Annotated in this window: 17 protein-coding genes; 7 read left to right on the plus strand and 10 right to left on the minus strand. The window is 67.5% G+C overall.

The annotated features are described in order from the left end of the window. Nucleotides 1-99 precede the first annotated feature (99 nt). Together HV742_RS09220 and HV742_RS09225 are read right to left on the minus strand one after the other, a co-directional pair. Complete coding sequence (locus HV742_RS09220; protein ID WP_175144857.1) at nt 100-1,134, minus strand: NAD-dependent epimerase/dehydratase family protein; 1,035 nt, start codon at nt 1,132-1,134, stop codon at nt 100-102. 5 nt (nt 1,135-1,139) lie between these two features. Continuing rightward, on the minus strand, nt 1,140-2,615 hold the full coding sequence (locus HV742_RS09225; RefSeq protein WP_175144858.1) for an aldehyde dehydrogenase: 1,476 nt from the start codon (nt 2,613-2,615) through the stop codon (nt 1,140-1,142). Between the two features lie 91 nt (nt 2,616-2,706). Between HV742_RS09225 and HV742_RS09230 the strand changes: the two genes are divergently transcribed. Continuing rightward, complete coding sequence (locus HV742_RS09230) at nt 2,707-3,648, plus strand: LysR family transcriptional regulator (RefSeq protein ID WP_254601016.1); 942 nt, start codon at nt 2,707-2,709, stop codon at nt 3,646-3,648. Nucleotides 3,649-3,802: 154 nt separating this feature from the next. Here HV742_RS09230 and HV742_RS09235 read toward each other — a convergent pair whose 3' ends face one another. The 8 genes from HV742_RS09235 to HV742_RS09270 all read right to left on the minus strand — a co-directional run bounded on the left by HV742_RS09235 (nt 3,803) and on the right by HV742_RS09270 (nt 15,471). Next, a complete protein-coding gene (locus HV742_RS09235; protein ID WP_175144859.1) occupies nt 3,803-5,161 on the minus strand; it encodes a TolC family outer membrane protein in 1,359 nt (452 codons plus the stop codon). Beyond that, complete coding sequence (locus HV742_RS09240) at nt 5,158-6,510, minus strand: HlyD family type I secretion periplasmic adaptor subunit (protein WP_175144860.1); 1,353 nt, start codon at nt 6,508-6,510, stop codon at nt 5,158-5,160. Before HV742_RS09240 ends, HV742_RS09235 begins: the two co-directional genes overlap by 4 nt. After that, the gene (locus HV742_RS09245) at nt 6,507-8,429 is read right to left on the minus strand and encodes a type I secretion system permease/ATPase (RefSeq protein ID WP_175144861.1); all 1,923 of its coding nucleotides are present in this window, start codon (nt 8,427-8,429) and stop codon (nt 6,507-6,509) included. Before HV742_RS09245 ends, HV742_RS09240 begins: the two co-directional genes overlap by 4 nt. 131 nt (nt 8,430-8,560) lie before the next feature. After that, the gene (locus tag HV742_RS09250) at nt 8,561-9,169 is read right to left on the minus strand and encodes a heme acquisition protein HasA (protein WP_175144862.1); all 609 of its coding nucleotides are present in this window, start codon (nt 9,167-9,169) and stop codon (nt 8,561-8,563) included. A gap of 138 nt (nt 9,170-9,307) precedes the next feature. After that, nucleotides 9,308-12,541, minus strand: coding sequence for a TonB-dependent hemoglobin/transferrin/lactoferrin family receptor (locus HV742_RS09255; RefSeq protein WP_254601018.1), 3,234 nt, complete (start codon nt 12,539-12,541; stop codon nt 9,308-9,310). A gap of 300 nt (nt 12,542-12,841) precedes the next feature. Beyond that, nucleotides 12,842-13,861 carry a FecR family protein gene (locus HV742_RS09260; RefSeq protein ID WP_175144863.1) on the minus strand — a complete coding sequence of 340 codons (1,020 nt, stop codon included), beginning with the start codon at nt 13,859-13,861 and terminating at the stop codon, nt 12,842-12,844. A gap of 70 nt (nt 13,862-13,931) precedes the next feature. Beyond that, on the minus strand, nt 13,932-14,441 hold the full coding sequence (locus HV742_RS09265) for an RNA polymerase sigma factor (protein ID WP_175144864.1): 510 nt from the start codon (nt 14,439-14,441) through the stop codon (nt 13,932-13,934). 190 nt (nt 14,442-14,631) lie between these two features. Next, nucleotides 14,632-15,471, minus strand: a complete 840-nt coding sequence (locus tag HV742_RS09270) for an IclR family transcriptional regulator (protein ID WP_100504893.1) — start codon at nt 15,469-15,471, stop codon at nt 14,632-14,634. 380 nt (nt 15,472-15,851) lie between these two features. On the opposite strand from HV742_RS09270, the gene HV742_RS09275 reads away from it, so the two are divergent. The 6 genes from HV742_RS09275 to HV742_RS09300 all read left to right on the plus strand — a co-directional run bounded on the left by HV742_RS09275 (nt 15,852) and on the right by HV742_RS09300 (nt 22,332). Beyond that, on the plus strand, nt 15,852-16,868 hold the full coding sequence (locus HV742_RS09275; protein WP_175144865.1) for a 2-dehydro-3-deoxygalactonokinase: 1,017 nt from the start codon (nt 15,852-15,854) through the stop codon (nt 16,866-16,868). Further along, nucleotides 16,865-17,518: a 2-dehydro-3-deoxy-6-phosphogalactonate aldolase gene (locus HV742_RS09280; protein WP_049076405.1), complete on the plus strand. Its 654-nt coding sequence runs from the start codon at nt 16,865-16,867 to the stop codon at nt 17,516-17,518. The genes HV742_RS09275 and HV742_RS09280 overlap by 4 nt, the downstream gene beginning before the upstream one ends. Beyond that, the gene (gene dgoD, locus HV742_RS09285) at nt 17,515-18,663 is read left to right on the plus strand and encodes a galactonate dehydratase (RefSeq protein ID WP_006391563.1); all 1,149 of its coding nucleotides are present in this window, start codon (nt 17,515-17,517) and stop codon (nt 18,661-18,663) included. Before HV742_RS09280 ends, dgoD begins: the two co-directional genes overlap by 4 nt. 32 nt (nt 18,664-18,695) lie before the next feature. After that, on the plus strand, nt 18,696-20,006 hold the full coding sequence (locus tag HV742_RS09290; protein WP_054446752.1) for an MFS transporter: 1,311 nt from the start codon (nt 18,696-18,698) through the stop codon (nt 20,004-20,006). Between the two features lie 230 nt (nt 20,007-20,236). Continuing rightward, the gene (locus HV742_RS09295) at nt 20,237-20,947 is read left to right on the plus strand and encodes an ABC transporter ATP-binding protein (RefSeq protein WP_049076408.1); all 711 of its coding nucleotides are present in this window, start codon (nt 20,237-20,239) and stop codon (nt 20,945-20,947) included. After that, nucleotides 20,944-22,332: an ABC transporter permease subunit gene (locus tag HV742_RS09300; protein WP_049076410.1), complete on the plus strand. Its 1,389-nt coding sequence runs from the start codon at nt 20,944-20,946 to the stop codon at nt 22,330-22,332. The genes HV742_RS09295 and HV742_RS09300 overlap by 4 nt, the downstream gene beginning before the upstream one ends. Nucleotide 22,333: the final 1 nt, after the last annotated feature.

The raw sequence follows: 22,333 nt of genomic DNA on the forward strand, positions 1-22,333 counted from the left end.
GACTGCAGGCAGACGCCTTCCCTCCTCGACGCGCGCGCCCGGCATTCTGCGCAGCTATCGGCAAGCCCCCTAGGCCGGAACACGCGCCAGGCATCGTGGTTACCCCCTCTTCTTGCCCCCTTCCTGCGCCTCGCGCCACGCCAGCAGGCGCGTCACGCCTTCGGCCATGCCCACTTGCGGCTGCCAGCCGATCTGTTGTCCCGCCAGATCGTGCGGGATATGGAAGGCGCCGCCCGAGGTCAGGCGCACGGTGCCCGGAGGGTCCGGCCGGATCTCCGGTTCCAGGCCGCTCTTGCAGTAGCCGAGCACCAGCCGCACCAGTTCGCCGGTGGTGATGGGCGCCGGGCCGGACACGTTCACCGCGACATCGGTCGCGTCGCTTTGGAACGCGGCGACGTTGGCGCGCGCCACGTCCGAGACGTGCACGAAGTGCTTGGTATCGGTGCCGTCGCCGGGCAGCACGGGGCGCTCGCCCTGGCGCACGCGGTCGTAGGTCTCCATGATGTACAGCGAATTGGCGGCGCGGTAGTGCTGGCGCTCGCCATACACGGTGGAATAGCGCAACACCACATAGTCCAGCCCGCACTTCTGGTGGTACTGGCGGCACAGCTGTTCGCCCATGATCTTGGAGGCGCCGTACAGGATCGCCGCGGGCGGCGCGCCGACGGAATGGAACGGGCCGTTCTCGGCCAGCGCGCCGGCGATGCCGCTGCCGTAGCCATAGACCGCGTTGGACGAGGCGAACACGAACTTCTTGACCTTGTTGGCGCGGCAGGCTTCCAGCATGTTCTGCGCGCCGCGGATGTTCACGTCCACCGCTTGCCACGGCGTCTGCGCGAAGCCCAGCGTCATATACGCCGCCAGGTGCAGCACGCCGTCCACGCCTTCGGTCGCGGCCAGCAGGTCGGGCAGGCGCATCAGGTCGCCGCGCACCACTTTCACGCGCGGATTTCCCTGTAGGTGGGCGATGGCCTCGGGCGTGCCAAACGCGAAGTTGTCCAGCAGGATCACTTCGCGCACGCCGGCGGCCAGCAGCGCGTCGGCAGTGTGCGAGCCCACCAGGCTGGCGGCGCCGGCGATCAGGATGCGGGCATCGGCCAGCGGCAGCGCCGCGCTTTTCTTGTCGGTCGTCATGTGATTCACAGTCCCATCGGTTGATTGTGCATGCCCCAGTACAGGCTCTTGACCTGACTGTAGAGGCGCAGGCCATGCAGGCCCTTCTCGCGGCCGATGCCGCTGGCCTTGAAGCCGCCGAACGGCGTGGCGATATGCGATTGCTTGTAGGTGTTGATCCAGACCGAGCCCGCCTCGATCTCGCGCGCCACGCGCCAGGCGCGTGCATAGTCGCCGGTCCACATGCCGGCGGCCAGGCCGAAGGGCGTGTCATTGGCCTGTTCGATCACATCTTGCTCATCCTCGAACGGCAGCGCCACCAGCACCGGCCCGAAGATCTCTTCCTGGCAGACGCGCGCGCCATTGCCCAGGCCGTCGATCACGGTGGGCAGGTAGAACCAGCCGTTGGCCAGCTCGGCGCGATCCGGCGCGGCGCCGCCGACCAGCACACGGCCGCCTTCGGCGCGGCCGATGTCGACATAGCCTGCCACCTTGTCGCGATGCGCGCGCGACACCAGCGGCCCCATCTGCGTGGCGGGATCATCGGGCAGGCCCACGCGCACCTCGCGCGTGCGTTGCACCAGCGCCTCCATGAAGCGGCCATAGATGGACTTCTGCACGAACAGGCGCGAACCGGCCACGCAGCTTTGCCCGGCCGAGCCGAAGATGCCCGACACCACGCCGGCCACGGCGCGGTCCAGGTCGGCGTCGTCGAACACGATGTGCGGCGACTTGCCGCCCAGTTCCAGGCCCACGGGAATCAGGCGCTGACCGGCGATGCCGCCGATGGCGCGGCCCGTTTCGGTGCCGCCGGTGAACGACACCATGCGCACGCCGGGATGCTTGACCAGCGCGGCGCCGACGTCCTCGCCGTGGCCCGGCAGCACCGTCAGCAGCCCTTCCGGCAGGCCGGCCTCGGCACAGATGCGCGCCAGTTCCAGCGCCAGCTGCGGCGTCTCCTCGGACGGCTTGAGCAGCACCGCGTTGCCGGCCGCCAGCGCCGGCGCGGCCTTCTGCGCCTCGTTCATGATGGGCGAGTTCCAAGGCGTGATGGCCGCGATCACGCCGAACGGCTCGGCCAGCGCCATCGAAAAATACTCGCCGCGCGGCGAGGTCATCTCGTTCTGCCAGGTCTCGCACACCGCGGCGTAATAGCGGAAATGCCCGGCCGCGCTGTCGACCATGTTCAGGCATTCCTTCCACGGCTTGCCGCTGTCGATCATCTGCAGCCGCGCCAGCGGCTCGCGTTCGGCGGCCAGGCGCCGGCCGATCTCGTACAGCGTGGCGGCGCGCTGGTCGGGGCGCAGCTTGCGCCACGGCTGGCGCTGGAACGCGTCCCAGGCGATGGCGACGGCGGCATCCACGTCGCGCGGCAAGGCGCGCGCAACGATGCCGGCAACGCTGCCGTCGGCGGGATTGATGGAGGTGATGACGGCGTCGCCGTCCTGGCCGTGGCGCCATTCGGCGCCCAACCGGAAGGGCTTTGGGCTCGATGCTTGCATAAGGTCGGGGCAATCCAGAGGTCTCGGTAGACGCATCATCGGCCGGCCGACTATTAGGCACAATTCGATATTTTTCTTATATTCTTAGTCCATGGCTATGAATATCAAGTACCGATCGCTCAAGGCCTTCCTGCTGGCGGTCGACACCGGCTCGTTCACCCACGCCGCCAGTCAGCTCGGCGTGACGCAGCCCTCGTTCACCGCGCTGATCCAGGACCTGGAGGACGTGCTGGGCCTGCGCCTGTTCGAACGCACCACCCGCAGCATCAGCCTGACCTCGGCGGGGCAGGACTTCCACGCCCGCGCGCAGCGGCCCATCGCCGACCTGGAGGAAGCCTATCGCAGCCTGGCCGACCTGGCGGCAGTGCGGCGCGGCAACGTCACCCTGGGCGCCCTGCCCTCGACCGCGCTGGCGCTGCTGCCCGTGGCGGTCGGCGCGTTGCGCCAACTGCACCCGGCGCTGAAGGTGCGCGTGGTCGAGGCCCACAACGACGAACTGGTGGCCATGCTGCGCACCAACCAGATCGAGTTCGCCGTCGGCGCGCTGGCCGAGCCGGCGCCGGACCTGTCGTTCGCGCCGCTGGCCGAGGATTGCTTCTGCGCCATCTACCCGGCCGGCCATGCCCTGGAGAAAAAACGCGGCCCGCTGCACTGGCGCGACGTGCTGCGCTATGACCTGATCCTGCTGTCGCAAGGCTCGAACGCGCGCCAGCAGTTCGACCGCGCGGTGCGCGAGGAAACCGGCGCGCCCGCCACCGCGCTGCGCTATGACGTGACCAACATGGGCACCGCCGCCGGCATGGTGCGCCAGGGCCTGGGCGTGAGCGTGCTGCCGCGCCTGGCGCTGCCGGAATTGAACCTGTCGGGACTGCGCGCGGCGGCGCTGTGCGATGCCTCGGCGCGCCGCGCCATCGGCCTGCTGCACCGGCGCGATCGCTCGCTGTCGCCGGCCGCGCAGGCGCTGGCGGCGCAGTTGGAAACGGCCATGGACCAGATCGCGAGGCGGCTGTTGCCGTTGCCGCCCTTGAAGTGAGCCGGCCGCTCGCGCCTGTCAGCCAGCGCAAGCGGCCAGAAAGGCGGGCACGGCGAATGACGAACCGCGCCACGCCAAGCCGCCGCGGCCTGCCACGCGCTCGTTGCGCGGTCGCGGGGGCCTTCTCGGCCGCGGCTTCCGTTCAAACGCGGATTCAGCCCGCCGCGAACAGCGCGCCGATGCGCGCCACGTCTTCATCGTCCAGCACCCCCGCCTGCCAGCGCAGCGTCAGCCACGCCAACAGGTTGTCGTAACGCGCGCGGTCCAGTTCGCGCAGCGCCTCGAAGCGCTGGCGCTCCGCGTCCAGCACGTCCAGGTTGGTGCGTTCGCCGCCCAGCACGCTGCGCCGCGTGGCCTGCACGCGCAATGCGGCGGCCTCGGCGGCCTGCCGGTAGGCCGCGATGCGTGCGCGGCTGCTGGCAAAGGTATGGAACTGCCGCGCCAGGTCATCCAGCAACGCCCACGTGGCGGCATCGAGCTTGTGCTGCGCTTCTTCCTGCTCGGCCAGCGCCTGGCCGCTGGCCGCCGACGTGCGCCCGCCGGAATACAGCGGAATGCTGACCTCGATGCCCACCGACCCGGTGTCATAACGTTGCCCGATCTGGTTATCGCCATTGGAATGCGTCAACTGCTTGCGGGCCACCAGCCTGGCCGTCGGCAGATGTCCCGCGCGGGCGGCCTCGTAGCGCTGGCGGCTGGCTTCCAGCAAGTGCCGCTGCGCCAGCAATTCGGGGTTGCCTGCCAGCGCCAGCTCGCGCCACGCCGGCAGGTCGCGCCCCTCCACGGCCAGCCCGGCCAGCGCGGCCGCCCGCAAGGGCGCCAGCGGTTGCTCGGCCAGCGCCGGGCCGACAATCGCGCCCAGCGCATTGCGCGCATCGCGCAACTTGTCCCGCGCCTCGATCTCCTGCGCCTGCACCACGCGGGCGCGCGCCTCGATCTCCAACTGATCCGTGCGCGTGCCCTGGCCCGCCGCCACGAAGCGTTCGCTGCGGCGCGCGTCCTCCTGCAACGAACGGCCCTGCGACTGCGTCAATGCCAAGGCTTGCTGCGCGTAGAGCACGGCGGTATACGCCTGCAGCACGCGCACCGCCAGCGCCTGGCGGGCGCGCTGCAACGTCAATCCGCCCGCCTCGGCGCGCTCGCGCCCGGCACGGTACTGCGCAAAGGCCGCCGCGTCGAACAACGGCTGGCTCAACGTGAAGCCCGAGGCGGAGCTGGCGTAGCGCGACCGTTGCTCCAGCGTGCCAAACCGCGTCTCCTGGCGAGACGACGTATCGTTGCGGGCGCCGCTGTAGTGGTAGCTCAGGTTCGGCAGCAAGCCGCCGCGCCCCAGCGCCTCTTCCTGCGCATCGGCCCGCTCGCGGGCCTGCGCGGCCTGCCAGGTGGGATCGGACGCCAACGCCATCGTGTACGCCTGCTGGAAATCCAGCGCCTGCGCCGCCCCCAACGCGGGCAGCAACAGCGCCCCCATCAACATCCACGCCGCCGCCGGCGCGCCCCGCCAGCGATTCATGCGTCCCCCCACGCCAGCCGCGCACGATCGAGCAAGGGCTTGAACAGATAATTCAGCAGCGAGCGCTCGCCCGTGCGCACGAACACCTCCACCGGCATGCCGGCGCGCAGCGGCGCATCGCCAATGCGGCGCAACTGACCCGGCGCCACATCGGCGCGCAGGCGATAGTAGGGACGACCGTTGCGGTCATCATCGAACCGGTCCGCCGACACCAGCGTCACGGTGCCTTCCAGTCGTGGCGTGCGGCTGGCATCAAAGGCGGTGAACATCAGCTCGACCGGCAGGCCCGTGCGCACCTTGTCGATGGACTCCACCGGCAAGCGCCCCTCGACCACCAGCGGCACGTCCTCGGGCACGATCTCCATCAGGCGCGCGCCCGGCTGCACCACGCCGCCCACCGTGTGCGCGGCCAGCGCCACCACAGTGCCGCTGACCGGCGCGCGGATCTCGCTGTGCGCCAGATCGAATTCCGCCGCCGCCAGCTTCTGCGTCAACTGTTCGCGCTGCACGCGGGTCTCCGCCAGATCGGTGCGCACCTCGCGCTGGAATGCGTCGCGGCGTTGCTGCCCGCGCAGCGCCAGTTCCGCGATCTGCTGGCGGGTCTGGCCCAGCGCGCCCAGGTCCGAGGCCATGTCACCGTCCAGTTGCGCCAGGCTGCGCTCCAGGTCCAGCACCCGGTTGCGCGGCACGTAGCCTTCGCGCGCCAGATCGCGCAGGTTGCCGACCTGTTCCCGCAACAGGGTGCGTTGCGTGCGCTTGTGCGCCAAGGTCGATTCCAGGCCGGCGGCCAGGGCCCGGCTGCCGGCCAGCGTCGCGTCGATGCCAGCCAGCTCGCCCGCCAGCGCCGCCCGCCGGCTGGCGAACAGATGACGCTCCATCGCGTAGGCGGCCGCCACTTCGGCGTTCGCTTGGGCATCGGGCGGCGCAAGATCATCCCGCCCATCGCGCTCGGCCAGCAAGCGCGCTTCGCGGGCCATGACCGCCGCCTGCTGCGCGCGCAGGCTGTGCGCCTCGCCACGCACCCGGGTGTCGTCCAGCCGCACCAGCGCCTGGCCGGCCCGGACCTGGTCGCCTTCGGCCACCAGCAAGGCGCTCACCACGCCGCCCTCGATGCTGTCCACCGCCTGCCGCTCGCCGGTCACGACGACGATGCCGGGCATCGCCACGCCGTTGTCCAGCGGCGCCCATGCCGCCCATGCCAGGAAGCCGCCAAAGCCCAGCGCCAGCACCCACCAGCCGAAGCGGGCCGACCAGCCGCCATGGTCTTCGGCATCAACCGCGCCCGCATCGCCCTTGTTCAGCTCGGGCCGCAACACCACCACCCGATTGCCCGCGGCGCGCCCCGTCATGCCTTGCCTCCGAGGATTCGCCCCGCAAACGCGCCACCGGCCAACGGATAGACCTGCGCCGCCGACCCGCCCGGGCGCGTCTGTGGCGGCGAGCCGGCTACGCCGGACGCCCCCGCCCCCGTCGCGCCGGCCATCGTCGCCGCGCGGCCGCCGGGCTCGGCGGACGCCGTTGGCGGTGATGGCCTCGCCCCGGGCGCTCCCTCGGGCCCCGGCCGCAACACGTCATGGGTGGCGCCGAAGCGCTGCGCGCGGCCATCGCGCAGCAACAGCAAGTGCGTGGTCGCCGCCAGCACCTTAGGCCGGTGCGTCACCAGCACCACCGTCGCGCCGATCTCGCGCAGCCGGCCCAGCGCATCGAGCAAGGCCTGCTCGCCCGCGTCGTCCAGGCTGGCGTTGGGTTCATCCAGCACCACCAGGCGCGGCGTGCCGTACAGCGCCCGCGCCAGCGCGATACGCTGGCGCTGCCCGCCCGACAACCCCTGGCCTCCGGCGCCCAGCGGCGTGTCATAGCCGCGCGGCAGGGCCAGGATGATGTCGTGCGCGCCGGCCAGCCGCGCCGCGTCGATCACCCGCCGGGCCAACCCCTCGCCATCGCTGTCCGGCCCAGGAAAGCGCGCGATGTTCTCGGCCACGGTCCCGGAGAACAACTCCACGTCCTGCGGCACATAGCCCAGCCACTCCCCCAGCCGCGCGCGTTCCCATTGCTTCAGGTCGGCCCCATCCAGCCTCGCCGTGCCCAGGCGGGCCGGCCACACACCCGCCACCAATCGGGCCAACGTCGACTTGCCCGCGCCCGACGGGCCGACCACGCCCAGCACCTGCCCCGGCTCCAGCGCGAACGACACGTTCACCAGCGTCGGCTGCGCCGCGCCCGGCGGTGTCACCGTCACGCCCTCCAAGCGCAATGCGCCCTTCGGGTCTGGCAGCGTCAGGCCCGTGGACGGCTTCGGATACGTCGTCAGCAGCTCCTGCAGGCGCCGCCACGCCAGCCGCGTGCCCGCCCATTGCCGCCAGGCGCCGATCACCTGATCGATCGGGCTGAGCACGCGCCCCATCAGGATCGAGCCCGCAATCATCATGCCGGCGCTGACATGGCTTTGCAGCACCAGCCACGCGCCCAGCCCCAGCACCAGCGATTGCAGCGCCATCCGCACAGTCTTCGACAGGCTCGCGATCATCGCCGAGCGCTGGCTGGCCAGGCCCTGGCGCCGCACATAGCCCACATGCAGCCGCTGCCAGCGCGCGCGCAACCGGTCCAGCATGCCCATGGCCTGGATGGCTTCGGCATTGCGCAGTTGCCCTTCGGCCTCCACCCCGGCCCGCACCGACAACCCGCCCGCCTCGGCCAACAGCTTGCGCGACACCTGCTCGTTGAGCCACGCCAGCGCCACCAGGATGATGGTTCCCGCCAACGCCAGCGTGCCCATCCAGGGATGGAACAGGAACATCACCAGCAGGAACAGCGGAAACCACGGCGCGTCGAAGAACGCGAACACCGCGCTGCCGGTCAGGAACTGGCGCACGGTGTTCAGGTCGTTGACCGCCTGCCCCGCATTGGCGGGCACGCCCGCCAGGCCGCGCTGGAACGCCGCTTCGTGCACGCGCCCGGCCAGCGCCGCGTCAAAGCGCGCGCCGATCTGGATGATGACGGCGCTGCGCGCATAATCCAGCGCGCCCATCAGCGCGAGCAAACCGACGATCATCAGGCTCAGCATCACCAGCGTGAAGACGTTGCCGGATGCCAGCACGCGGTCATAGACCTGCAGCATGTAGAGCGACGGCGCCAGCATCAGCAAGTTGGTGGCGACACTGAACGCGGCCACGCTGTACCAGCCCGTGCGAAAGCGCGCCAGGAGCGCCTTGATATCCAGGACGTCCGCGCCCTGTGCCGCGCCCGCGCGCGTCTGGGTTTGCTGCATTGAATTTCCTTGCCCGGATGACTGCCGGGACACGCAGAATGAAGAAACAAAAAGACGGTCGCGACGGGGGATAGGCCCGCCGCGACCGTGACCCACGCGCCCGAGAAAGCGCGGGGAAACTCACGGGTGGGTTACGCCGCCAGGGCGAGGTCGGTTTCGGTGGCGAAGTTGTGGGCGACCAGGTCGGCGATGGACATGCTGATGTCCATGCCGTTCTGCGCAAGGGCGCCAAACAGACCGTGATGCGACATGACGCCGGCCTTGACGTCGTCGAAGCCATCGACATTGCCGTTCATCAAACCCCATACGATGTCATGTACGTCGTTACCGCGCCCTTCCGACACGTCGCCATAGACCGGCGCATCGAACGTGAACGTGATGAGAGGATCGACCGCATGTCCGGCCTGATCCACCCCACCACCCAAGGTGATGGAGTCCATCGTGCCCCACACGGTATGCGGCGTGGCGCCTTCGACCTTGGGGCCGCTGTACGGCGGGAAGTAGTAGTTCAGTTCACCCGAGGCAACGAAGGCATAGTGGGCAACGTTTTTGCTAGCATAGCCATAGTCGGTTCCGTTGAAAGGGCCGCCACCGAAAAAGCCTCCATAGTTCTTGCCGACGGTGTGTTCACCGGCGACGCCGTCGTTCTCGAAGACCATCAACATGGATTCCAACGAATCCTCCATCGAGATGCCTTGAGGAAGGTGACTTTCGTCGATAAAACTGATCGATACAGACATTTCCATACTCCATTAACTACAGATTCAGCCGGGTAACCCCGACTCCCTTGGCGCCGCGCCAGGCAGGCGCCAATCATGCGAACCACTCGCATATTCTTTCGAGGGACCGCCATACGCCGGTCCCGATCAACACTAGGCTTAAAAGCGCACCTCCATGCCCACCGTGACGGTGCGGCCAGGGGCGAACGTACGCGCCAGCGCGTCGGAATAGCCTTCCACGTACATACGATTGGTGATGTTCTCGACCGCCGCCATCAACTTGACGTTGTCGTTGGCCTGATAACTGGCATACCAGTCCCAGGTGGTGTACTTGAACCAGACTTGCGCGCCGCCGGTGTCGCGGTTGTACCAACCCTCGCCGCTGTAGTTGAAGCGCACACCGGTATCCACCTTGCGCTCCAGCAGCCGCGCGCCAACGAGCACCATGCCTTTATCGACAGGCTTGGCGATGGCGCTGTTGAAAACGAAGTTGCCGCATGAGGTCCAAGCATCGGCCCACGCCCGCCAGGAGTCATACCCTGCCGCAAGCGCTTCGTCATGCTCTGCGGGATAGCTGCCGTCCGCCCTGCGTTCGTCGAACCTGTTTGGCCCGGACCCCAGGGGATACATCTTTTTGCAGAACTGGTTCGGTCCGCCGAGGTAATGCGTGTAGCTCACGCCGCCATAGACAAAGCCGGCGTCATAGCGCCCTTCCAATTCGAGACCGCGGAACCGGGTGCTGGCGAGGTTATTGGTGAAGACGATCGCGGGGGACAGCGGGAAATAATTCGGCCAAGGACTTTGCTCACGTCCAGGCAGCAGCGACATCATGGAGGAAAACAGATAGTTTTCCGTCCGCGTGTCGAAATAGCCGGCCTTGAATGACAGATTGTCGCCCTGCGCCACGACGTCCTTGAATATGGTGTTGACGCCCACTTCCCAGGTTTTCGCGGTCTCAGGTGCCAGGAAGGGGTTGGGCACGATCGTTTCGAAGCCGTCCGTGGGATGAGCGCCGGCCATCATCAGTTCATTGATGGCCGGCGGGCGCCACGACTTTCCCCAACTGCCATACAACTCCAGCCAGCGCGTGGGGCGGATGGCGGCCGACAGTGACGGCAGCAGCTTGCCACCGCTGCGGCGAACGTCGTATTCGTACATGGTGGGTTGATTGTTCCACCACGTGTCCGGATAATTTATCTCGAGCGGCCGATGAAAACGGTTAAGGCTTTTCTTGCTCACTTTCGGGCTATATAGGATCTCGCCCGTCTGCGGATCACGTCTATCGACAAACTTAACGCCGAATTTTCCAGGCCTGTTTTTAAGGGGAACCAATACACGGTCTCGTAGAGGTTCGTGATATTCAAATACAGGATCCGAATCCCACCATTCTTTCAATGCCGCCAGGTTACCGGTCCTCGCAATGCGGCAGCCTTCCCCATAAATCTCGTTCCTGTTTGTCACATTACCTGGGTTATCAATGACGCTCGCGCTGTTGCAAAGAGTCTGTTCAGCCAGCATCAACGAGGTTCTGTGATACGGCGCGGTCCCAGGCATCTGGGTCTTGCCTTTGACCTGGTAGCGTTCATAGCGCAGGCCCGCGGAGACCGTATAGAAGTCGTCTTCCAGCTTCAACTCGGCGAAGAGGCTGCCCATGCTGCGGCGCGCTCTCGGGTTGAGGGAATCCTTGCCATCCATGTCGACCGGCGAGACTTGGCGACCCTGGTTGTTCCAGCGCCGGCGCGAAGTGGCGCGATCAGAGAAATACTCGATGCCGTAGTGGGCGCTGAGCAGCGTGTCCCTCCCCAACATGAAGCGCGAGGTATTGTCCACCTGGACACCGTGGGTCTTGGTGCGCAAGCGGGTTTCCTTGCCGATGCCGTAGTGGCTACAAACGTCAACCGCATAGTCGGACTTTTGCCCTTCGACTTCACATTTTCCGGTACCGTCAGGCCTCCAGTACTCGAAATGAATACTCTCTCGAATCTGCGCCGGGTCGGTGATCAAGCCGTCAAGCACGATGCGCGGATAGTTCGGTTCGGTGTAGTTCCTGACACGGGTATCAACGGCGTAGAGCTTCACGTTCAAGTCCAGCCACGGTTTGTCCGCCGGCTTGAGCTTGTAGTCCAGCGCATAACTATCCGATTGCGCCTTAGAAGCCCCCAGCTTTCGCCAAGGGGAGCCGCTGTTATCAGGACTCGCCATGACGGATTCCAGGGTGTACGAATAGTTCACCTGCGTACCGACATAACTCAATTGCAGGGACGATGCATCGTTCAACTTCCAGCGCGCCTTGAACAGGCTGGAATCCTGCTCCTGGGCAGCGAATTTCACATCGTTGAATTCGACCTTACTGCGCCGGCCTACACTGTCACGCACTACACTCTGGTTCCACTCGGATTGCCCCCCACGCGACCCAAACCGATAATCCCCGATCGACCGCCGCGACACCGCCGCCATCACTTCCAGGTTCTCACCCGCGCGCGCCGCGCCCGCCGCGCTGCCGATGAAATTGACCCCGTTCCCCTGATATCCCATCCCGGACGTGCCGCGCAGCTTCAGCCCGATATCCCTGCCTTCCCGCAGCACATCCCCAAAATCCAGCGTGCGGAAATCCACACTGCCCGCCATCGCGCCGGTGCCATGCACCCCATGCACCACGCCTCGCTCTACCTCCACCTCGGACAGGAGTTCCGAATCGACATACATTTCTCCATTGCGTTGCATGTGCCCGTTCTGCACGAAATCCTGGCGCATGCCGTCGATCATCATGTTGACGCGGCCGAAGTCCTGCATGCCGCGGATGTTGATCGACAGACCGGGGTTCTGGCGATTGACGGCGCTGGCGACGCCGGGGGTGTCCTGGATGAGTTCGGCGGCGTGGCGCACCGGCACGCGGTCCATTTCTTCACGCGTGACGATGCTGACGGCGCGGGGGGCCTGATAGACGCGCTCGTTGACATCGTTGCCGCGCACCACAACGGGCGCCATCGAGTACACCCGCGCACGCGCGCCGGGACCGTTGTCGACCAGTTGCACGTTCGGTCGGACAGCGCCCGCGGTCCGGCGATAGCGGTAGCCGATAGGACTGTTTCCCAGCAACCGGGTCAGGCCGGTCTCGAGGTTGAAGCTGCCCTTCAGCTCGACACTGGTATAGGCTGAGAGATCGACGTCGCTCATGTACAGGTCAACGCCGGACTGGCGCGCGAATGCCAGTACGGCCTGCGCCATCGCTTGCGCCGGGATGTCGAAAACGAACGTCCGTTGACGTTCATCATCCTTCCGATCGGCGGGCTCCGCCATGCCCGCGGCACGCTCCTGGGTTTGCGCCATGGACACGCACGGTAGCGCCAACGCGCCCGCGGCCAGCATCCGACTCACAATACGGAACGTCACCTGTCTTCTCTTCACTTTCGTCTCTGGTTGTCAATGATGCAAACGCGCATCATTACCATTAACGTTTGAGAATCGAAGTTCAGTAAAAAAAGTTCGAAAAAGGCAATTCCCAGAGGGAGAGCGGTGCGGGTACGTCCTGACTTCGTCTTACTCGGGGCCCGACGATGGCGGCGCGCGCACCGCGATTGGATCGTGCGGTCGGCACGCGAAAGGGTGTCGAATACAAATCAGCGTTTGTTTTTCCGCTTTACAAACCAGGCTTTGTAAAGCCGAACTCGACACTCAAGAAATCGACGCTTTTCAGTACAGCACCGTCACCCCTGGCAGCCGCAACCGCGCAAGCCGCAGCTCGCTACAGAGCGTGGCCAGCGCGCCCTCAAGGTTATCCAGGTGGAACAGCGCATTGACCGGCCTGCGCGCCGCGGCGCGGTTCGCCAGGATCAACAGGCCCGGCCGGAAATCGCCGATGCGTTGCAGGACCTGCTCCAGGGGTTCGCCTTCGAAGATGAGATAGCCGTCGGCCCAGGCGGCCCCGCGCGCGGGCGCGACGGGGCTGCGCGCGATGCCGGCGGCGTGGCTGAAGGTGGCGCTGTCGCCGGCTGTCAGCGCCGCGTAGGCGACGCCCGCGGTGGGCGGGCGATCCATCAGGAGCGCGACACGATGCTGCAATACGCCCATCCAGCCGTGGCCGGCGTCCTGGCGCCGCACGGCGTAGCGCGTGCCCAGCGCGGTCATGCTGGCGCCCGCGCTCTCCACCACGAACCTGCGCGGCTCGGCCGCCCCCGTAGGCGCCGGCGAGAACACCGCTTCGCCGCGCAGCAGGCGCACCCGGCGGGTCGAAGCGTCGTATTCCACATCGAGCGCGCTGTTGCTGCCCAGCAATACGCGGCTGCCATCGGGCAACGCCAGGGAACGGATTTCGCCGACGTCGGTGCGATAGTCGACCAACCAGGGTTCGATGAGGTCCGGCCCATTGATCGTGCCGGCGACGACCAAAGCGGCGCATGCCAGCGCCAACGCGCGCCGTCGGGGCGCCATGAGATGCGCTCGGCACCACGCCGCGGCACAGGCGCGCCAGGGGAGGTGCCGCGCCCTCGGCGCCGGCTGCGCGAGCGAGGGCGCGTCGCGGCAGGCGCCGGCCAGGGCCCAGGTCATTTCGGCATCGGCCAGGGCCGGGCCGTGGCGCGCGTCGCGCGCCAGCCAATGATCGAGGCGGCGTCGTTCAGCCTGGGTGAGCGCGCCGGCCTCCAGGCGCACGGCCCACAGACTGGCCTGGCGACGCAGGCGTCGTTCGCGATGGATAGGTGATGGGATCTTCATGAAAGGGATAACGGGCCAGACGCGAAAGACAGTAAAAAAAGTGGCCAGAGCGCACGTTCATTGCGCAGGCTCACGGATCGCGCCCCAGGCGTTCACGCATCAATTCAAGGGCCATGGCCAGGTGCTTCTGCACCGAACTGGGCGAGATATCCAGATAGCGCGCGGCCTCCGCATGGCTCAGGCCCTCGACGCGGCAGAGCCTGAAAATCTGCCGCGTGCGCGGCGGCAGTTCGGCCAGCGTCGCGGCCAGACGCGCCAGTTGCCGGCGCACGTGCGCATGCACGTCGGGCGCGGCGCGCGGATCGCGCACGCCTTCCAGCAGGTCGTCCGCCCCCATGTCGGTGCGGGATTGATGGTGATTGCGGCGATGGTCGATGAGCAGGCGATTGACGATGGCGTAGAGGTAGGCCAGCGCGCTGCCGTCCGACGGGATGTCTTCCTGATGGGCCAGGAGCCGCGCGAAGCAGTCCTGCACCAGATCGGCGCTGAGTTCGGCTTCGCCGGTCTTCAGGAACAGGTAACGGCGCAGCCGCTCGGCATGGGCGGCATACAGGCGCTCGACATCAGGTTGGGGCGCCACTTGCTCGTCGCCGGGAATCTACTCAATCGTGATGAGCGTCATTGATGATTGAGCGAGAGACTAGCACCGATAGGGCGTCCCGCCGGTCGCGGCGGCATATGGATTAGTCGGAGATTTGACCGACGCCGGCGGTGCCGGCGGACGGCCCGCGTCATGTGTCGAGGTCGCCTTTTTTTGCCAGCGCGACGCGTTATGTGCCGGCGTCGCGCGTCTTGGCGGACCCGCCCTGCACCTTCCAGCCCAGCTCGGCGGAGATGCGCGCCGCCGCGTCCTTGACCACGTCGACCATCTCGTTCATGCGTTCCAACGACATGTACGGCACCGTGCTGGACACGCTGATGGCGGCGACGATGCCGCTGGAAGCGTCGCGCACCGGCGCCGCCACGCAGCGGATCGAGGGTTCGTTGTCTTCCAGGTCGAAGGCGTAGCCGTTGGCCGCGTAGTCGCGCATGCGGTCGCGGAAGGCTTCCCAGGTCTGGCGGCCGCCCGGCGCGCGCGAGGACACCGGCGCGCCGACGCGGTGCAACGCCTTCCATTGCGGCTCGTCGGCATCCAGCAGAAGCGCCTTGCCGACGCCCGTCGCGGCCAGCGGCATGCGGTGGCCGACCCGCGAGCGCATCTCCAGGCCCTTCTTGCCGGGGATCTTTTCCAGGTACAGCACTTCGTCGTTGTCGCGCACCGCCAGATGGATGGTGTCGCCGGTCTCGGCGGCCAGGCCGTCCAGGTACGGACGCGCCAACGTCGCCATGGGAAAGGCTTCGCGCGCCTGGAAGCCGAGTTCGATCAGCTTGGGGCCCAGCACGTAGCCGACGCCGGGAAGCGAACGCAGGTAGCGCTCCTGCACCAGGCAACTGGCGAGCCTGTGCGTGGTGCTGCGCGCCACGCCAATGTGGGCGCAGATGTCCTTGAGGTCGCGCGCGCCGGAGGCGACGGCCTGGATCACGCCTAGCCCGCGCATCAGGGTCTGCGTGCCGGCGGGCGCCGCGGCGTCGGGATCGTAGGCGGGAGAGGCGGGCGAGGAATCGGACATGAGAAAGGAGTGTGAATCGAAACGTGGACCGGGCGGCGAAGACCGGCGGGAGGGCATGGCAAGCGGTATTACGCGGCAGACGGCAAGGGGCAAGCGGCAAGGAGCAAGGAGCAAGGGGCAAGCGGCCGGATTGGCTGCGCAAGGCCGCGGCATGGGAAGTTTTCGCCACTCGCTTTTTTCCCTATATATGGGATTTAATTCTATATTTTGAGATTTTTCAAGCGCTGATCTAGAATTTTTCCCAGCCCGTCCGCCGCCGCCCCGGCGCCGTCGCGGGTCTGACGACAACAAGGCTGGCCAGCCCCTGACTGCCGCGTACGCCGCGAATGCGCGCGCCCGCGCCCGCAGCGCGCCGCCGGCCCGAGACGAGACAGATTCTGATGACAACCGGATCGCCTGCCCGCGCGGCTCTCATAGCGCTGGACTGGGGCACCTCTTCGTTGCGCGCCTATCGCCTGGATGGCGCCGGCCGCACGCTGGATACCCGCCACCTGCCATGGGGCATCATGCGCCTGCCGCAACCCTTGCAGGACGGCGCCGCCACGCCCAGCGGCCAATCGGGTTTCGAACTGGCGTTCGAGCAGGCCTGCGGCGACTGGCTGCGGGCAGAGCCCCATCTTCCCGTGATCGCTTGCGGCATGGTCGGCAGCGCGCAAGGCTGGCGGGAAGCCGCCTACCTGGACGTGCCGGTGGACCTGGAACGCATCGGCACCCTGCTGACCCGCGTCGAGCGCAACGGCGCCACGCCCGTGCACATCGTGCCGGGCCTGATCCAGCGGCATGGCCTGCCCAACGTGATGCGCGGCGAAGAAACGCAGGTATTCGGCGTGCTGTTCGACCAGACCGACGAACCCGCCGACAGCGTGCTGATCGGCTTGCCCGGCACCCATTCGAAATGGGTCAACGCGCGCCGCGGCCAGGTCACGCATTTCGACACCTTCATGACCGGCGAGGTTTACGCCGCGCTGCGCGGCCACACCATCCTGGGCCGCACCATGATCGAGGCGCCGACCTCCGACATGGCGGCCTTTGAGCGCGGCCTGAAGGTGGCTGGCGTGCCGGCCGGCCGCGCCGGCGTGCTGTCGACGATCTTCAGCACCCGCGCGCTGGGGCTGACCGGCGAACTGGCCGGCGTGTCGCAGGCCGATTACCTGTCGGGCCTGCTGATCGGCCATGAGATTTCCGCGCTGGCCGACATGCTGCGGCTGCAGGGCGAGCTGCCGCGCATCGTGCTGTGCGGCGACGACGCGCTGTGCCAGCGCTACATCCTGGCGCTGCGGCACTACGGCCTGGGCACGCCGCGACTGGCGCAACACGCCACCGAACGCGGCCTGTGGCACCTGGCGGTTTGCGCCGGACTGGTGCCCGCCCCCTCTTCTTCCGAGACCACATCATGACCCATACCGGACTGCAAACCGCCATGGCCCATTGCGGCCTGATCGCCATCCTGCGCGGCATCACGCCGGCCGAGGCCGTGCCCGTCGCGCAAGCGCTGTACGAGGCGGGCTTTCGCCTGATCGAGGTGCCGCTGAATTCGCCGGAACCGCTGGCGAGCATCCGCGCCATGCGCGACGCGCTGCCAGCCGACTGCCTGGTGGGCGCCGGCACGGTGCTGAACCCCGATGACGTGGCCCGCATCAAGGACGCCGGCGGCGAGCTGATCGTCATGCCGCACAGCGACCTGGCCGTGGTGCGCGCGGCCAAGGCCGCCGGCCTGGCCTCGTGCCCCGGCGTGGCCACGCCGACCGAAGCCTTCGCCGCGCTGGCGGCCGGCGCCGACGTGCTCAAGATGTTCCCCGCCGAACAGCTCGGCCCGGCCGTGCTCAAGGCCTGGCGCGCGGTGATGCGCCCGCCGATCGCGCTGGTGCCGGTGGGCGGCATCACCCCCGACAACCTTTCCACTTACGCCCAGGCGGGCGCCAGCGGCTTCGGCCTGGGCTCCGCCTTGTACAAACCCGGCCTGTCGGCCACCGAAGTCGGCCAGAACGCGCGCGCTTTCATCGCCGCCTGGCAACGCGCCTATCCCGCCCAGGAGACCCAAGCATGAAGATCACCAAGCTCACTACCTACATCGTGCCGCCGCGGTGGTGCTTCCTGAAGATCGAGACCGACGCCGGCATCGTCGGTTGGGGTGAACCCGTGGTGGAAGGCCGCGCGCATTCCGTGGCCGCCGCCGTCGAGGAACTGTCGGACTACCTGATCGGCAAGGACCCGCGCAACATCGAGGACCACTGGACCGTGCTGTACCGCGGCGGCTTCTACCGCGGCGGCGCCATCCACATGAGCGCGCTGGCCGGCATCGACCAGGCGCTGTGGGACATCAAGGGCAAGGACCTGGGCGTGCCGGTGTCGCAACTGCTGGGCGGCAACGTGCGCGACCGCATCCGCGTGTATTCGTGGATCGGCGGCGACCGTCCGGCCGACACCGCCGCGGCCGCCAAGGGCGCGGTCGAGCGCGGCTTCACCGCCGTCAAGATGAACGGCACCGAGGAACTGCAGTACATCGATTCGTTCGACAAGGTCGAGAAGTGCCTGGAGAACGTGGCCGCCGTGCGCGACGCGGTCGGCCCCAACGTCGGCATCGGCGTGGACTTCCACGGCCGCGTGCACAAGCCGATGGCCAAGGTGCTGATGAAGGAACTGGACCCGTTCAAGCTGATGTTCATCGAAGAGCCGGTGCTGAGCGAACACTACGAAGCGCTGAAGGAACTGGCGCCGCTGACGTCCACGCCGATCGCGCTGGGCGAGCGCCTGTTCTCGCGCTGGGACTTCAAGCGCGTGCTGGCCGACGGCTACGTCGACATCATCCAGCCGGATCCGTCGCACGCCGGCGGCATCACCGAAACGCGCAAGATCGCCGCCATGGCCGAGGCCTACGACGTGGCGCTGGCGCTGCACTGCCCACTGGGCCCGATCGCGCTGGCCACCTGCCTGCAGATCGACGCCGGTTGCTACAACGCCTTCATCCAGGAACAGAGCCTGGGCATCCACTACAACGCCGCCAACGACCTGCTGGACTACGTCAGCAACCGCGAGGTGTTCGCCTACGAGAACGGCATGGTCGCGATTCCGCAGGGCCCCGGCCTGGGCATCGAGGTCAACGAGGAATACGTGAAAGAACGCGCGGCGGTGGGCCACCGCTGGCGCAACCCCATCTGGCGCCACGCCGACGGCAGCTTCGCCGAGTGGTAGGCCGGTAGAAAAAAGCGAAAGAGGAGACCCCCTTGACCACCGCCACCCACCCGGGCCTGCAAAGCGCCCAGCGGCCGACGCGCAGCCGCTATCTCATCATGGTGATGCTGTTCATCACCGTCGTCATCAACTACCTGGACCGCAGCAACCTGTCCATCGCCGCGCCCGCGCTCAAGGACGAGTTCGGCCTGGACACGGTGCACGAAGGCCTGATCCTGTCGGCCTTCGGCTGGACCTACGCCGCCATGCAGATCCCCGGCGGCTGGCTGGTGGACCGCGTGTCGCCGCGCGTGCTGTACGCGGCCGCGCTGATCCTTTGGTCGGCGGCGACGTTCTTCATGGGGTTTGCCGGCAGTTTCGTGATCCTGTTCGTGCTGCGCCTGGCCGTGGGCGCGTTGGAAGCGCCCGCCTATCCGATCAACAACCGCGTCGTCACGACCTGGTTTCCGGAAAAGGAACGGGCCACCGCCATCGGCTTCTACACCTCGGGCCAGTTCGTCGGCCTGGCGTTCCTGACGCCGGTGCTGGCCTGGCTGCAGCACCACTATGGCTGGCACATGGTGTTCGTCAGCACCGGCCTGCTGGGCATCGTCTGGGGCGTGCTGTGGTACCTGATCTACCGTGAACCGCGTCAGTTCAGGGGCGCCAATGCGGCCGAGATCGAGCTGATCCAGAAAGGCGGCGGCGTCGTGGACCTGGACAAGCGTGTGACCGAGAAGAAGGCCCCGTTCAACTGGAACGACCTGGGCCTGGTGATGAGCCAGCGCAAGCTGTGGGGTGTGTACCTGGGCCAGTTCTGCCTGACCTCGACGCTGTGGTTCTTCCTGACGTGGTTCCCCACCTATCTGGTGAAGTACCGCGGCATGGACTTCATCAAGTCGGGCTTCCTGGCGTCGGTGCCGTTCCTGGCGGCGTTCATCGGCGTGCTGTGCTCGGGCGTGCTGTCGGACTTCCTGATCCGCCGCGGCGCCACCGTGGGCCTGGCGCGCAAGCTGCCGATCATCCTGGGGCTGCTGATCTCGACGTCGATGATCGGCGCCAACTTCACCGACTCGACGCCATGGGTGATCTTCTTCCTGGCGGTGGCATTCTTCGGCAACGGCCTGGCGTCGATCACCTGGTCGCTGGTGTCGGCGCTGGCGCCGGTGCGGCTGCTGGGGCTGACCGGCGGGGTGTTCAACTTCGTGGGCAACCTGTCGTCGATCTGCACGCCGATCGTGATCGGCTTCCTGGTGTCGAAGGACAGCTTCGCGCCGGCCATCGTGTATGTGTCGTCGCTGGCGCTGCTGGGCGCGCTGTCGTACATCCTGCTGGTGGGCAAGGTGGAGCGGATCGAGGCCTGACCGGCGCGCACCGCTGCCGCAATGACGAAGGGCGCCCACGTGGGCGCCCTTCTGCTTTGGGTCGTTGTTTTTGCCAGAGTTCCGCGCGAGGAATGGCAATATAATCACGTTATGTTATATCATCCCCAACGATAGAAATTCCCAATGGATCGGAAGCCCTGCGCCGGCGCCCCCGCTCCCCCACCCCCTCCCTTGAATTTCCGGCATCTTCGGACGAAGAAGGATTTGCAGTGCTCGAAGCCATCGGCCTGACCAAACGCTACGGCGACCAGATCGCCCTCCACCCGCTGAACCTGCGCATCGAGCCTGGCGAAATCTATTGCCTGCTGGGCGCCAATGGCGCCGGCAAGACCACCACCATCAACCTGTTCCTGAACTTCATCGCGCCCGACGGCGGCCAGGCCCTGATCCATGGGCTGGACGTGGCGCGCGAGCCGCTGGCCAGCAAGCGCCACGTGGCGTACATCCCGGAACAGGTCAATCTGTACGGCACCCTGACCGGGCTGGAAAACCTGCGCTACTTCGCGGCGCTGGCGCTGGGGGAAGCGCCGCCACGGGCGCGGCTGCTGGAACTGCTGGCCGAGGTCGGACTGGACCAGGCCGCCGCGGACAAGCGGGTGGCCGCCTATTCCAAGGGCATGCGCCAGAAGGTGTGGATCGCCGTGGCGCTGGCCAAGAATGCCCGCGCGCTGCTGCTCGATGAGCCGACCTCGGGCCTGGATCCCTCCGCCGCCGCGGAGTTCACGCGCCTGCTGCAACGCGCCGCCGAGCGCGGCGTCGCCATTCTCGCCACCACGCACGACCTGTTCCATGCGCGCCAGACCGCCACCCGCATCGGCATCATGAAGCGCGGGCGCCTGGTCGAAAACCTGGACGCCCGCCAGCTCGGCGACCTCGACCTGCAGGCCCTGTACCTGACGCACATGAGGACAGAGGCATGATCCTCCTGATCGCTCTCAAGGACCTGCGCGAACGCCTGCGCGACGGCCGGCTCTACTGGGCCGGCGGCATCGTCGCGGTGCTGTTGATGACAGCCCTGGCCGTCGGCTACCTGCATCAGCAGGAAGCGCGGGCCGAACAGGCGGCCGCCCAGAACACCGACTACAGCGACTGGCTGCGCCAGGGCGCGCGCCACCCGCACGACGCGGCGCACCAGGGCATGCACGTCTTCAAGCCCGACACCACGCTGGCGCTGCTGGACCCCGGCATCAATCCGTATATCGGCAGCACGGTGTGGCTGCAGGCGCACCGGCAGAGCGAAGTCAAATTCCGGCCGGCGCAGGATGCCACGGGACTGCAACGCTTCGGCGACCTGTCCGCGGCGTGGATCCTGCAGGCGCTGGGACCGCTGCTGGTGATCGTGCTGGGCTTCAACGCATTTTCGGGCGAACGCGAGCAAGGCATCCTGCGCCAGACCCTGAGCCTGGGCGTCGCGCCCTGGCGGCTGCTGTGGGGCAAGGCCACGGCCCTGGCCATGAGCCTCGGCCTGCTGCTGGCGCCCGCCGCGCTGGTCGCCATCGCCGTGGTGTGGCTGGCGGGAGGACGGCTCGACGCGCTGCTGCGGTTCGGCGTCCTGGCGGGTGGCTATGCGATGTACCTGGCGGCCTTCATCTTCGTCACGCTGGGGGTGTCGGCGACGGCGCGCTCGTCGCGTGTGGCGATCACCGTGCTGCTGGCGCTGTGGATCGCCAATACCGTCATCGCGCCGCGCGTCATGGCCGAGCTGTCGCGCGGCCTGTATCCCAGCCCCACGCGCCTCGAATTCAACCAGGCCTTGCAGGACGACCTCAAGGCCACCTCCGACCGCGTCTGGATGCAGGCCTTCGGCACCACCGAACGCTGGAGCCGCGACGTGCCGCTGAACAAATGGGGCCTGGCGCTCAAGCTGGACGACCAGTCCAGCTATGCCGTCTACGACCGCCATTTCGGCCGCCTGTGGGACACCTGGGAACGGCAGCAGACCGTTCAGGAATCGGCCGGCTGGCTCATGCCGCTGCTGGCGGTGCGCGCGCTGTCGGCCGCCATGGCCGGCACCGACTTCGCCCATCACCGCGACTTCACCACCGCCGCCGAGCAACAGCGCCGCGTGATCCAGGACATCGTCAGCGCCGACCTGGTGGCGCACGCCGACACGCTGGAACACCAGCACTTCTCATATCAGGCCAGCCCGTCGCTGTGGGCCCGCGTGCCGCCATTCCGCTACCAGCCGCCCGAGGCCGGCTGGGCCTTGCACCAGGCGCGCCTGAGCCTGTTGATGCTGGGCGCCGCGCTGCTGCTGAGCCTGCTCTTTGCCTGGCGCGCCGTGGCCCGCCAGACCGCCCTGTAGG

It is taken from the genome of Achromobacter ruhlandii (genome assembly GCF_902859695.1).
In the GTDB taxonomy this organism is placed as follows: Bacteria; Pseudomonadota; Gammaproteobacteria; order Burkholderiales; family Burkholderiaceae_B; genus Achromobacter; species Achromobacter ruhlandii.

Coding starts and splice junctions, on each gene's coding strand:
- HV742_RS09220 (WP_175144857.1), bottom strand. CDS start 1,134: ATGACGACCGACAAGAAAAGCGCGGCGCTGCCGCTGGCCGATGCCCGC.
- HV742_RS09225 (WP_175144858.1), bottom strand. CDS start 2,615: ATGCAAGCATCGAGCCCAAAGCCCTTCCGGTTGGGCGCCGAATGGCGC.
- HV742_RS09230 (WP_254601016.1), top strand. CDS start 2,707: ATGGCTATGAATATCAAGTACCGATCGCTCAAGGCCTTCCTGCTGGCG.
- HV742_RS09235 (WP_175144859.1), bottom strand. CDS start 5,161: ATGAATCGCTGGCGGGGCGCGCCGGCGGCGGCGTGGATGTTGATGGGG.
- HV742_RS09240 (WP_175144860.1), bottom strand. CDS start 6,510: ATGACGGGGCGCGCCGCGGGCAATCGGGTGGTGGTGTTGCGGCCCGAG.
- HV742_RS09245 (WP_175144861.1), bottom strand. CDS start 8,429: ATGCAGCAAACCCAGACGCGCGCGGGCGCGGCACAGGGCGCGGACGTC.
- HV742_RS09250 (WP_175144862.1), bottom strand. CDS start 9,169: ATGTCTGTATCGATCAGTTTTATCGACGAAAGTCACCTTCCTCAAGGC.
- HV742_RS09260 (WP_175144863.1), bottom strand. CDS start 13,861: ATGAAGATCCCATCACCTATCCATCGCGAACGACGCCTGCGTCGCCAG.
- HV742_RS09270 (WP_100504893.1), bottom strand. CDS start 15,471: ATGTCCGATTCCTCGCCCGCCTCTCCCGCCTACGATCCCGACGCCGCG.
- HV742_RS09275 (WP_175144865.1), top strand. CDS start 15,852: ATGACAACCGGATCGCCTGCCCGCGCGGCTCTCATAGCGCTGGACTGG.
- HV742_RS09280 (WP_049076405.1), top strand. CDS start 16,865: ATGACCCATACCGGACTGCAAACCGCCATGGCCCATTGCGGCCTGATC.
- dgoD (WP_006391563.1), top strand. CDS start 17,515: ATGAAGATCACCAAGCTCACTACCTACATCGTGCCGCCGCGGTGGTGC.
- HV742_RS09300 (WP_049076410.1), top strand. CDS start 20,944: ATGATCCTCCTGATCGCTCTCAAGGACCTGCGCGAACGCCTGCGCGAC.